This is a genomic window from Olleya sp. NP1-10, from assembly GCF_055804415.1.
This window is the reverse complement of sequence record NZ_CM147840.1, coordinates 317,829-330,126: the sequence shown is the minus strand read 5'-3', so window position 1 is coordinate 330,126 and position 12,298 is coordinate 317,829. Positions and strand designations below refer to the sequence as shown.

Here is a 12,298-nt window from a genome sequence, read left to right as displayed (position 1 = left end):
TAGAAGTTATTACTTAACTTCAAAAGTAATTTTAAGGTTAACTCTAAAGTCAACAACCTCGTCATCTTTTACACTAGCACTTTGATCTTGTACATACACAGATCTAATATTTTTAACGCTTTTAGCTGCGTGTTTTACTGCTTTTTTAGTTGCGTCTTCCCAACTTTTTTCCGAGTTAGATAATACTTCAATTACTTTTAATACTGCCATAATATTTTGTTTTAAATTATTGATTGTCCTTTAAAATTACGAATATTAAATTAGAAACAAGTTAGTTTCAAATTCAATTAGAACAATAAAACAGATAAAAGGTAGTATTTATCTGTTTAAATTAACCATTTATGGCAACTACCGAGTTTACTTTACCTGCTAACATTTCTTTTAGCATATTTTCAATTCCGTTTTTTAATGTAAAAGTTGATGATGGACAACCACTACAAGCACCTTGCAAAATAACTTTAACAGTTTTTGTGTTTTCGTCGTAAGACTCAAATTGAATGTTTCCTCCGTCACTAGCAACTGCTGGTTTAACGTATTCTTCTAAGATATTTACAATTTGTTTAGAGGTGTCATCAAGTGTTTCAAAGTGAGCTTCAACTTTTTCAATAGTTTTTTCTTCTACTTCTGGTGCATTTGGTGATACAATCTCTTTGGCATCTTCAATGTATGTTCTAATAAATTCTCTTAGTTCAAAAGAAATATCATTCCACTCTGCTATATCGTATTTTGTTATTGAGACAAAATTTTCGTCAAAAAAGACACTTTTAACAAACGGAAAATGAAATAATTCCGTTGCCATAGGTGATGGTTTTGCAGTTTCGATTGAAGTAAACTCGTAAGATGCGGTTACTAATTTTTTGTTAGCCACAAATTTTAAAACTGATGGGTTTGGCGTGCTTTCCGTGTAAACGGTAACAGCAACTTTTTTAGTTTCGGCATTTTCATTGACAACAACACCATCGTTATTTAAATAGCTTTCAATTTGTTGTGCCACTTCTTGTTTTACATCATCCCATTGTACAATGTTGTAACGTTCTATAGCAATAAAATTACTAGAAATATATACTTTTTTAACAAATGGTAGGTAAAATAATTGTTGCGCTAACGGAGAGTCTTTAGCGTCGTCTATGTTATTAAATTCGAAACTTTGATGTTTAGTAATAAACTGATTTAATTCGAATTTTAATATGGCTGGATTTGAGGTTTCTTGTGTTGAAACTTTAAAATTACTCATCTTTATTTTTTTACAAAAATAGTAAACAAAATAATAGATATCTATTATATTTATGTTTTACTGAATCAGGAGTTTATTACAAAAAGTAAGGTTTGTACTATAAAAGAATTTATATTTAAATCTTTAACTTTTAGGATTGAATTTATTTGCTCTAAATTTATATATTTGAGTTTTATTTATACTTTTTAAGTTAAAATTAAGTTATTAATTTAATAGTTTAGCTTTTATATAACTAACCAACCTACCTCGAAAAAAGGAATTATGAATTTAAAAAACATATTTTTATTAGCTATTGTTACAATTTTTGGATCACAGTTTGTTAATGCCCAAGAGGGTTTACCTATTTATTCTGATTATTTAACGGACAACTACTACTTAATTCACCCTTCTATGGCTGGTGCAGCAAATTGTGCTAAGGTTAGAATAACTGGTAGACAACAATGGTTTGGAGATGATGATGCGCCTAAATTGGTGACTGCTAGTGTTAATGGTCGTATTGGTGATGGTCCTTCTGGTATTGGAGCAATTGTATACAGTGATAAAAATGGGTATCACTCTCAAACAGGTGCTTACTTTACTTACGCACACCATTTAATGTTTTCTAGAAGTACTACCGATTTAAATCAGTTATCGTTTGGTTTAAGTGCTGGAGCAATACAATATAAATTAGATGAGACTTCTTTTCTAGCTGATGGATTTGATCCAATCATTGCAGGTATAGAGCAATCTGCAACTAACTTTAATGTAGATTTAGGTATGTCTTATTTTTTGTATAACTTTTATGCTCATGCTACAGTTAAAAACCTTTTAAACAATGAAGGTGTTAATTTTAACGAGCAAGGTTTAAGTTATGATAATTTAAGAACATATTTAGTCTCTGTTGGAAATACCTTTGGAAGCTACGGAAGTGATTGGTCTTTTGAACCGTCTGCGATGTTTATGTATAGAGATGCTACTGAAGAAGCCTCTTTTGATATTAATCTTAAAGCATATAAGTCTGTTGACTTTGGTAAAGTTTGGGGAGGATTATCTTACAGACGTAGTTTAGATGGAGCAGAATTTGTTGATGGTACAGGTGTAAGTAGTCAAAAATTGCAATATATAACGCCAATTTTAGGTGTAGAGGTTAATAACTTTGTATTTGCTTATACTTACAGTTACCAGTCAAACTCTGTGGTGTTTAATAATGGTGGTTTTCATCAATTAACATTAGGGTTTAACTTTAATTGTGGTAAAGAAAGATATAGCTGTAATTGTCCTGCAATTAACTAGTCTATTTTAAAATATTAAAAAAAGCCTCGATTTAATCGAGGCTTTTTTGTGTGTAAAACTATTGTGTTTTTAGTTCTTTTACATCAATGGTTCCGTTAGGAGAAATAACATAGTAGGTTGGTTTAATTTGCGTTTTAACTATTGGTTCTTTTTTTGGATTTTAGGCTTTGGTGTAAAGTGTAATTTTATTTCCATACCAATTTGTACTACAGGTTCTAAAATGGAAGGGTTTATTATAACATCATAATTTTCATAGGTTATAGGTTGGTAGTAATATGAGGTTTGTTTTTTAGCTTCGGTTACTCCTTTGTTTTGTTTTAATGCTTGAAATGAAATACTATTAAATGCTTGATAGCTTTGATAAAAGTCTTTAGGGAAGTAACAATATTTTTGATCTGCCATCATAACATGGTATTCAGAAAGATTAAAGCCTAAAAGGTTGTAATACTTTTTTATCATCAATTAAAGCTAATAATTCTTTTTGAAGATTTTTATAGACTTGAGTAATATTGTCTATAAAATAATCCACTTTTACTAAGTTGTAAATTTCATTTTTTGCACATGCAGTTAATATGTTTTCAAATTGTTGTGTGTTATTAAATTTAATATGGATGTTTTGTTGTAGCTCGAAACCCTTAGGGACTTCGGTATATGTTTTACTAAATAACTTTTTGGTGACTTCTACTTCATAAACAGGAACAAAAGAGATAACATCAATAGCAATATCCTTGTCTAGTATACCAAATTGAAGTAATTCATTTTTAATCAGATTGATACGCTTAGTCATTAATTGATTAGTTATTTCTGCAGTTTGACCAATTTGTGAGACATTAAAAACAGCAGTATACGAGGTTGCTTTTACGTTTTGTAATGCTTTAACATCAATAACAATAGTACTGCTTGGATTTAATTTTGGAGTAATATGTTTGGGAGTGTGACCATATACTATGGCGTTGCCAGTAGCAATATTTTGTCTAGATAAAGTTTGATTGTAGTTACCTTTATGCTGTGAAAAAGCATTTAAAGTAATAATTATAAATAATAAAAATAGCTTGGTTTGTTTCATGATAAATTTAGTTTTAATTTAAGTAAACCTAACCGCAACTTTATTGATTTAAAAACTATAATGAGTGTAATAGGTGTATGACTTAGTATGTCTGTAGTGTAAATTAGTAAAGTCAGTAGTTTTGATTAGTTTAACTATAAATAGCTAAAACCTGTATTTTAATTAATGGGTTAAAGTGCGTAAGTTTATGTTTTATAAAACCTATTAATGAAAAAAATCAAATTTATATATATCTGCATTTTATGTTTTGTGTGTTTTAATACAATTAATGCTCAGCAAAATTTAGAAAGTAAAAAAGAAGCTACTTTTACAATAAAGGGAGAAGTTATAGATAAGGATAGCTTTGATCCAATATCAAACGTTAATGTACAAGTAAATGGTGGATCTTACACAAGTACTAGTTTAAGTGGTGATTTTAGAATTAATGTAAAGATTGGTGACGAAATCATGATTAGTCATAAAGATTTTGAAACTATTTACTATACCGTTAAGTCGGATGATGATATCAAAGTAGAGGTGCAATCTTTAATAGAAGGTGTTTCTTTTGAAACAAAAGCAAGTAAAGTTCATTCGTTTGAAAGTATTATTGACTCTGCTCTGTTTTATAAAAAAATATCTGCAGAAAAAAGTATTCAGTTTATAACGGAAAGCATTCCTAAAAGTAATTCGGTTAAACAAAACGCAGAAGCTTTTGAGGTTTTAGCAGATGTATACATGCACTGGAAACAATATGATCTTGCTGTAACAAACTATAGAATAAGTATAAAAAATGTCAACTCAAAAGACGTCCAATTAAAATTAGCAAAAGCCTTTTACCATAACAAAAACTATCAAGAAAGTTTAGCGTTATATAATAGTTTAAAGTCTGAAGATCTTTCTAATTGGCAACGTATAATACGTAATGAAGGTTTGGGTGACGTTTATGTCGCTATCAAACAAAATTCCAAAGCAGAAACCGCTTATAAAAAAGGATTAGAGGTCGCAGAAGTAAACAATATTAAGCGTAAAGTTACAGACCTTAACTCTAAATTAGGTCAAGTATATACTTCTGATGGTAGAAAACGTAAGGCAGAGGTTATACTTGAAAATTCTGTTGCACTTGCAGCTCAAGAAAATAAAACAAGAGAGGTCGAACAAAAGATAAAATTTGCTGATTTTCAAAATACAAACCGTTCTTATAGTGAAGAAATTAAATTGAGAAAAGATATTATCAATGATATTGATACAATCGAAAAAGACTCAATCATTTCTAACGAAAGCAGTTTAACCAAACAGAAGCAAAATTATAAAATTGGTAATGCTTATTTTCTTCAAAAAGAATACAATGAAGCCATTCCATATTTAGAAAAAAGTATTGAAGAAGCAGATGTAAAAGAAGATTTAATTGTAAAAAAAGACGCGACCAAAAAGTTGACCGATGCATACGTGGAGTCTGGTAATTTTACTGAAGCTAAAAAAACCTTTGAAGAATATGTCAAAACCGTTGATCAGCTTTACATTAAAAAGGAGCAAGAAATATCACAAGCAGCACGATTTAATAAAAGTATTGCGGAAAAACAAAATAGGATAACAACCCTTGAAACAGATCGTAAATTAACTTTAAGTCAAGTTGCTCTTTCAGAAGAAAAAAATAAAAGCCAGCAGTTAATAATTTATTCATTAATTGGAGGATTATTCCTATTAGCTTTAACCGCTTATTTAATGTACAAGTATATTAAGCAGCAAAAGTTAGCAAACAATTTGCTAGCATTAAAATCATTACGTAGTCAAATGAATCCACATTTTATTTTCAATGCATTAAACTCGGTTAACAGTTTTATTGCAACAAATGATGAGCGTACAGCAAACAAATACCTTTCAGATTTTTCTAAGCTCATGCGTGCAGTTTTAGAAAACTCTGAAGAAGATTTTATTCCGCTTCAAAAAGAAATTGAGTTGATTCAATTATACACAAAATTAGAGCATTTCAGGTTTAAAGATAAGTTTGAATACCAAATAAATGTAGATAAAAGTATTGATATCGAAGCCTATAAAATTCCGCCAATGCTATTACAGCCATACATTGAGAATGCAGTGTGGCATGGACTACGTTATAAAAAAGAGTTAGGTTTATTAGATATATCAATAACCAAAAAGCAAATAGGAGTCATAACAATAACTATTGCAGATAATGGTATTGGACGCAAAAAATCCAAACAATTAAAGACTGAAAATCAGCAAAAACATAACTCAAAAGGATTAGGTAATATCAAAAAAAGAGTATCTATTTTAAACCAAATGTATAAAGACAAAGTAGATGTTTTTATTGACGATAATAGCGTAGAAGGTGACGTTGGGACAAAAGTCGTAGTAACTATAAAGAAAGATTAATCATGACATTAAAAGCAATATTAGTAGAGGACGAAGCACAAAGCAGAGCCATATTAAAAAATTACTTAACCAAATACTGTCCAAAAGTAGAGATTTTAGGCGAAGCCGAAAACATTAATCAAGCCCTAGAGTTAATTCGTACTTTAGAGCTAGATTTGGTTTTTTTAGACGTAGAGATGCCATACGGAAATGCATTTGATCTATTAGATAAAGTGGGTAATCGCGATTTTGAAACCATATTTGTAACCGCTTATAATAACTACGCTATGGATGCCTTAAACGCACACGCATCCTATTATTTAATGAAGCCTATTGACATAGACGAACTTATTAAAGCAGTAGATTACGTCTCTACAATAAAAATCAAAGAAAACGCTTTACAAGATCAAGTCCTAGTGCCAAAAACAAACACAGTAGTAGGTAAAATAACCATACCACAACAAGATGGATTTGAAGTTTTAAATACAACAGATATTTTATATTGCAAGGCAGACGATAATTACACAGAAATTTATTTAAAAGACAACAAAAAAAGTTAGTAAGTAAAACACTTAAATATTTTCAAGACGCTTTAACACCATCAGGATTTGCACGTGTACACAAAAGTTATTTAGTAAACGTGTCCGAAGTCGTTAAGTATGTAAAAGGTAAAGGCGGAAGCGTAATATTAAGTAACCAAAAACAAATCATGGTATCAGCTTCCAAAAAGTCTGACTTACTATCTTATTTTAATTAAAAAAAACTAAAACTATGCCAATAATAAAGCCAGTAAACGGTAAATCACCTCAAATATCAGAAGACTGTTATATTGCAGAAAACGCAACTATTGTAGGTGATGTCCAAATAGGACAACAATGTAGTATCTGGTTTAATGCTGTATTACGTGGAGACGTCAATTATATAAAATTAGGCGATAAAGTTAATGTCCAAGATGGAGCAGTAGTACACTGTACCTATCAAAAATATCCGACCATAATAGGAGATAATGTGTCCATTGGACATAATGCAATAGTGCATGGATGTACCATTAACGACAATGTTTTAATAGGTATGGGAAGCATTGTAATGGATAACTGTGTTGTAGAAAGTAATAGTATAATTGCAGCAGGAGCAGTCGTAACCCAAAATACAGTGGTGGAGTCTGGTAGTATTTATGCAGGCGTACCAGCAAAAAAAGTAAAAGATATTAGTAAAGCATTAATAAATGGAGAGATCAATCGTATTGCAGAGAATTACGTTAAATATTCAGGTTGGTTTAAATAATTTTTGGGCGTTACCACAAGGGTCGCGTCATCCATTATATCTTTTTTTGCCATATATGGCAGCAAAAAAAGGATGCCATTTCTACCGCTAACGCAGCATGTCGCAAGAGTTGGATTCAATAGTAAGTATAAGTTCCTCAACAGAAGTTAACGCTTCAATTTTTGTAGACGATAAAAAAGTTGATAACGTCGTTTTGTTTTGACTTAGTATAATAGGATAGTTATAGCTTTTGTTGTTAAATTTTTTTCAAACTCATCACTATGTAAAAATTCAATATTTAAAGCAGTTCGTTTTCTAAAATCTTTCCAAATAGTATTCTCTCTAAAAGTGTCAAAAGTCAAAGCGCATAAGCTACAAGCATATGTTTTAGGGCTAAATAATTTATGCGCAATATCTATTGCTAAGTTTTTTAAACCAGATTTGGCATTGTAAACAAATATTAATGTAGTCATGTAGACTAAGTCGTAATTAATACTTCTTAATTACAAGATATTTATACTAACAACAGTACCTTCATTACTTCTTATATTACAAACAGTGTCATCTTCAAAAATTAAATATTGACCTTTAATACCTTTTAACACACCAGTATAATTTGCGGTTTTTTTAAAGTTTAAAGATTTAGGTTTTTTAGGATATTGTAATACCGGAAACTCAATGTTTGTCTCCTTATTATCTTCTATAAAAAACTGCATAGCTTCCTCAGGTATAAAAGGCTTTAATTTATCTCTCCATTCAATTAAATTTTCATCTTTAATTTCATTTTTAAGCATGGTTCTCCAATTGGTTTTATCACCAACATGATCTTTTAAAGCAACTTCAGTAATACCAGCAAGATAACGGTTTGGTACTTCAACAATCTCAATAGCTTCATGAGCACCTTGGTCTATCCAACGCGTTGGTACTTGACCTTTTCTAGTTACACCCACTTTTACATTGCTAGAATTAGCCAAATAGACTATGTGAGGTTGTAATTGTGCTTGTTTTTCATAGGCTAAATCACGATCTTCAATATCCAAATGCGCTTTACTTAATTCGGGTTTCATGATCCAATCTGCTGCTTGTGGCACATCAAAAAAGCAGCTTTTACAAAAACCTTGTCTGTAAATAGGCTTATCCAAATGGCAATTTAAACACTCGTAACCTACAAAATTAAAACTTAAGGTTTTGTTTAGTAATTGGTTAAAATTTATAAAGTCGTTTTTAAACACCAAATAGTAGTTTATGGGATCAGAAAACTCGGTTTGCATTTTTGTCAATACACCTTGGTAGGTCATAAAAAAAAGTATTATTTTTAAAACTTAAAGATACAAATAACTATGTCAATCCCTCTTGTAAATTCTATTGCATCTTGGTTTTTAAAAAAACGTTTTCATCAAATAGAATTGTTTTTAAAATACCCAAACGAGGTCCAACAAGAACTTTTATTTAGCTTATTAGATATTGCAAAGGATACCGAAATTGGTAAACAGCACCAGTTTTCTTCTATTAAAAATTATGCAACATTTGCAGATCGTGTCCCAATTTGTACCTATGAAGATGTGCATGATAATATTGAACGCGCACGACGTGGAGAACACAATATTTTTTGGCCCAAACCAATAAAATGGTTTGCAAAATCTAGTGGAACAACAAGTGCAAAAAGTAAATTTATACCAGTTAGTAGTGACAGTTTAGAAGATTGCCATTATGCAGCTAGTAAAGATTTATTATGTATGTATTTAAATAACAACGAGGACTCACAGTTATTTACAGGTAAAAGTCTTAGGCTTGGTGGAAGTAAAGAACTTTACAAACAAAACGGAACTGTTTTTGGAGATTTAAGTGCTATACTAATAGACAATATGCCTTTTTGGGCAGAATACAGTAGTACACCTAGTAGTAAGGTTAGTTTAATGAGTGAGTGGGAAACTAAAATGGCTGCTATTGTTAACGAAACAATTAATGAAAACGTAACCAGTCTTGCTGGAGTACCAAGTTGGATGTTAGTGTTACTTAATAACGTGTTGGATCAAACGGATAAATCAAGTTTGTTTGATATTTGGCCAAATCTAGAAGTTTATTTTCATGGTGGAGTAAGCTTTAATCCTTACATAGAGCAATACCGAAGTGTATTACCTAAAAAGGATTTTAAGTATTATGAGATTTATAATGCTTCCGAAGGTTTTTTGCTATTCAAGATCAAAACTACACAGGTGATTTATTGTTAATGTTAGATTATGGTATTTTTTATGAGTTTATACCAATGGATACTTATGGCACTAAAAATCAAAAAGTAATTCCTTTAAGCGAAGTCCAACTAAATAAAAATTATGCTGTAATTATAACTACTAATGCAGGACTTTGGCGCTATATGATTGGTGATACTATTAGGTTTGTATCTATTAGTCCGTATCGTATAAAAGTGTCTGGTCGAACAAAACATCATATTAATGTTTTTGGTGAAGAGTTGATTATCGAAAATGCTGAAGATGCCTTAAAAAAAGTGTGTATTAAAACAAGTTCAGAAATTGTAGATTACACTGCTGCACCAATATTTATGGAAGGTAAAGAAAAAGGTGCTCACGAGTGGTTAATCGAGTTTAAAACTCCTCCTGAAGACATCAATTATTTTAATGAATTGTTTGATAACGCACTCAAAAGTTTAAATTCTGATTACGAAGCTAAGCGTTATAATAATATGACGTTAAATAAACCAACTATACACATTGCTAGACAGCAGTTGTTTTATGATTGGTTGAAACAAAATAATAAGCTTGGAGGTCAGCATAAAGTCCCTAGGTTGTCTAATACGCGTCAGTATTTAGACGAGTTGTTAGTTTTAAACAAATAAAAATAAATTACCTAAGAGAATACACCTCTTCAAAGTTTAAATAATTAAAAAATGTAATCACTTGTAAATCAGACAAATAAAGTGTATATTGAGTGTGCTGTTAATTTGATTTTTAGGGAGAGAGTCAGATTTAAATTAATCAAAAAACCACTTTAAACAAAGTTTAAAGTGGTTTTTACGTACTGTTATTTTATGATTAAGACACAGCTTTTAGCTTTTTGATAGTGGTCTTACTTAGTTTTTGTTCTGCATAAGATTTAGTTACGCTAAGTTTCTTTGTCTCACTTCCTGGTAGTTCAAACATTGCATCGGTCAATATTTCTTCACAAAGACTACGCAAACCACGTGCTCCTAATTTGTACTCTATAGCCTTTTGAACAATAAACTCTAAAGCGCCATCTGTAATACTTAATTCTATTTCATCCATTTCAAACAACTTTTTGTATTGTTTGATAATAGCGTTTTTAGGTTCGGTTAAGATTGCTCTAAGTGTTTTACCATCTAAAGGATCCATGTAAGTTAATACAGGTAAACGTCCAATAATTTCTGGTATTAGTCCAAAGTCTTTTAAATCTTTAGGTATAATATATTGTAATAAGTTGTCATGGTCTACAACGTCTTCTTTTATTGAAGCACTATAACCAACAGCTTGCATGTTTAATCGTTTAGAAATTACGCGCTCAATACCATCAAAAGCTCCACCAGCAATAAATAAGATGTTTTCCGTATTGACTTCAATAAATTTTTGATCTGGATGTTTACGACCACCTTTAGGCGGAACATTAACAACTGTACCTTCTAATAATTTTAGTAATGCTTGTTGTACACCTTCACCAGAAACATCTCTTGTGATTGAAGGGTTGTCACTTTTACGTGCAATTTTGTCGATTTCATCAATAAAAACAATCCCTTTTTGGGCTTTGTCTAAATTGTAATCAGCAGCTTGTAATAATCGTGTTAAAATACTTTCTACATCTTCACCAACATAACCTGCTTCTGTTAATACTGTTGCATCAACAATTGCTAAAGGGACATTTAACATTTTAGCAATGGTTTTAGCCATTAATGTTTTACCTGTACCTGTTTGTCCAACCATAACGATGTTTGATTTTTGAATCTCAATATCGTCATTACTAGGTGGCTGAAGTAAGCGTTTGTAGTGGTTGTATACAGCTACAGACATTACTTTTTTAGTGTATTCTTGGCCAATAATATATTCGTCTAAGAATGTTTTTATTTTTTGAGGTTTTTTTAAAGTCAATTCCGCAGATAAGTCTTTAGCGTCTTCTTCTTTAGATTCTTCTATAACTATACCATGTGCTTGCTCTATACATCTGTCACATATGTGTGCATCTAAACCTGCAATTAATAAATTGGTTTCTGGCTTTTTTCTACCACAAAATGAACATTCTAATTCTTCTTTTGCCATTTTTTTGTATTAAAAAAGTGAGTTGTTAATAGAATTATATTTTTATTATAACATCATTCTACCAACCTAATCACTATTATATTTTTAATTTTATTTACGAGCTAATATCTCGTCAATCATTCCGTATTCTTTAGCCTTATCAGCTTTCATCCAGTAATCTCTGTCACTATCATTGTATACTTTGTCGTAATCTTGACCAGAATGCTTACTTATTATTTTGTAAAGCTCTTCTTTAAGTATTAAAATTTCTCTTGCTGTAATTTCAATATCACTTGCTTGACCTTGAGCACCTCCTAATGGTTGGTGTATCATTACTCTAGAGTGTGTTAAACCACTACGTTTTCCTTTTTCTCCTGCACATAATAATACGGCTCCCATTGACGCAGCCATACCAGTACAAATTGTAGCAACGTCAGGTTTAATAAACTGCATTGTGTCATAAATACCTAAACCTGCGTAAACACTTCCTCCTGGAGAGTTAATGTAAATTTGGATGTCTTTGTTTGCGTCTGTACTTTCTAAAAACAATAATTGTGCTTGTATGATATTAGCAACCTGGTCGTTAATTCCTGTTCCTAAAAATATAATACGATCCATCATTAAACGAGAAAACACATCAAAGATAGCAATGTTCATTTGACGCTCTTCAATAATGTTAGGTGTTAAGTTAGTAGGATACATACTACTAATTATTTTGTTGTAATATGTACTACTTATACCTTGGTCTTTTATAGCGAATTTTTCGAATTCTTTTCCGTAATCCATAGTTTGAATAAATGTTATTTTTATTGAAAAAATTAGGCGTTGCTTAGTCTTGCTAAACAACGCCTA

11 protein-coding genes and 2 pseudogenes are annotated in these 12,298 nt (G+C 30.7%); 5 read left to right on the top strand and 8 right to left on the bottom strand.

Features of this window, described 5'->3' with window-relative positions:
- Positions 1-9: 9 nt before the first annotated feature.
- Together AC0L4B_RS01600 and AC0L4B_RS01595 are read right to left on the bottom strand one after the other, a co-directional pair.
- Positions 10-210: a dodecin family protein gene (locus AC0L4B_RS01600; RefSeq protein WP_028290217.1), complete on the bottom strand. Its 201-nt coding sequence runs from the start codon at positions 208-210 to the stop codon at positions 10-12.
- Between the two features lie 121 nt (positions 211-331).
- On the bottom strand, positions 332-1,234 hold the full coding sequence (locus AC0L4B_RS01595; protein WP_473438259.1) for a NifU family protein: 903 nt from the start codon (positions 1,232-1,234) through the stop codon (positions 332-334).
- 261 nt (positions 1,235-1,495) lie between these two features.
- Here AC0L4B_RS01595 and AC0L4B_RS01590 point away from each other — a divergent pair, with 261 nt between their 5' ends.
- Complete coding sequence (locus tag AC0L4B_RS01590) at positions 1,496-2,506, top strand: PorP/SprF family type IX secretion system membrane protein (RefSeq protein WP_473438258.1); 1,011 nt, start codon at positions 1,496-1,498, stop codon at positions 2,504-2,506.
- Positions 2,507-2,644: 138 nt separating this feature from the next.
- Here the strand turns inward: AC0L4B_RS01590 and AC0L4B_RS01585 are convergent, their stop codons facing one another.
- Together AC0L4B_RS01585 and AC0L4B_RS01580 are read right to left on the bottom strand one after the other, a co-directional pair.
- The gene (locus AC0L4B_RS01585) at positions 2,645-2,965 is read right to left on the bottom strand and encodes a hypothetical protein (protein WP_473438257.1); all 321 of its coding nucleotides are present in this window, start codon (positions 2,963-2,965) and stop codon (positions 2,645-2,647) included.
- Positions 2,931-3,572 (bottom strand): SIMPL domain-containing protein, encoded by a 642-nt coding sequence (locus AC0L4B_RS01580; RefSeq protein ID WP_473438256.1) that lies wholly within the window; start codon positions 3,570-3,572, stop codon positions 2,931-2,933. The genes AC0L4B_RS01585 and AC0L4B_RS01580 overlap by 35 nt, the downstream gene beginning before the upstream one ends.
- A 207-nt stretch (positions 3,573-3,779) precedes the next feature.
- On the opposite strand from AC0L4B_RS01580, the gene AC0L4B_RS01575 reads away from it, so the two are divergent.
- The 3 genes and pseudogenes from AC0L4B_RS01575 to AC0L4B_RS01565 all read left to right on the top strand — a co-directional run bounded on the left by AC0L4B_RS01575 (position 3,780) and on the right by AC0L4B_RS01565 (position 7,205).
- Entirely contained in the window at positions 3,780-5,942 is a 2,163-nt protein-coding gene (locus tag AC0L4B_RS01575; RefSeq protein ID WP_473438255.1) for a histidine kinase, read from the top strand.
- A 2-nt stretch (positions 5,943-5,944) separates the two neighbouring features.
- Positions 5,945-6,678 (top strand): annotated as a pseudogene (locus AC0L4B_RS01570) (LytR/AlgR family response regulator transcription factor).
- A 14-nt stretch (positions 6,679-6,692) separates the two neighbouring features.
- On the top strand, positions 6,693-7,205 hold the full coding sequence (locus tag AC0L4B_RS01565; protein ID WP_473438254.1) for a gamma carbonic anhydrase family protein: 513 nt from the start codon (positions 6,693-6,695) through the stop codon (positions 7,203-7,205).
- A 203-nt stretch (positions 7,206-7,408) separates the two neighbouring features.
- On the opposite strand, the gene AC0L4B_RS01560 is transcribed toward AC0L4B_RS01565, so the two are convergent.
- Positions 7,409-7,657 (bottom strand): hypothetical protein, encoded by a 249-nt coding sequence (locus AC0L4B_RS01560; RefSeq protein ID WP_473438253.1) that lies wholly within the window; start codon positions 7,655-7,657, stop codon positions 7,409-7,411.
- Between the two features lie 30 nt (positions 7,658-7,687).
- Entirely contained in the window at positions 7,688-8,482 is a 795-nt protein-coding gene (locus tag AC0L4B_RS01555; protein ID WP_473438252.1) for a DUF2797 domain-containing protein, read from the bottom strand.
- Positions 8,483-8,524: 42 nt separating this feature from the next.
- Here AC0L4B_RS01555 and AC0L4B_RS01550 point away from each other — a divergent pair.
- A pseudogene (locus AC0L4B_RS01550) lies at positions 8,525-10,038 on the top strand (GH3 auxin-responsive promoter family protein).
- Between the two features lie 196 nt (positions 10,039-10,234).
- Here AC0L4B_RS01550 and clpX read toward each other — a convergent pair.
- The gene (clpX, locus tag AC0L4B_RS01545) at positions 10,235-11,467 is read right to left on the bottom strand and encodes an ATP-dependent Clp protease ATP-binding subunit ClpX (protein WP_473438251.1); all 1,233 of its coding nucleotides are present in this window, start codon (positions 11,465-11,467) and stop codon (positions 10,235-10,237) included.
- A gap of 90 nt (positions 11,468-11,557) precedes the next feature.
- The gene (gene clpP / locus AC0L4B_RS01540; protein WP_028290206.1) at positions 11,558-12,232 is read right to left on the bottom strand and encodes an ATP-dependent Clp endopeptidase proteolytic subunit ClpP; all 675 of its coding nucleotides are present in this window, start codon (positions 12,230-12,232) and stop codon (positions 11,558-11,560) included.
- Positions 12,233-12,298: the final 66 nt, after the last annotated feature.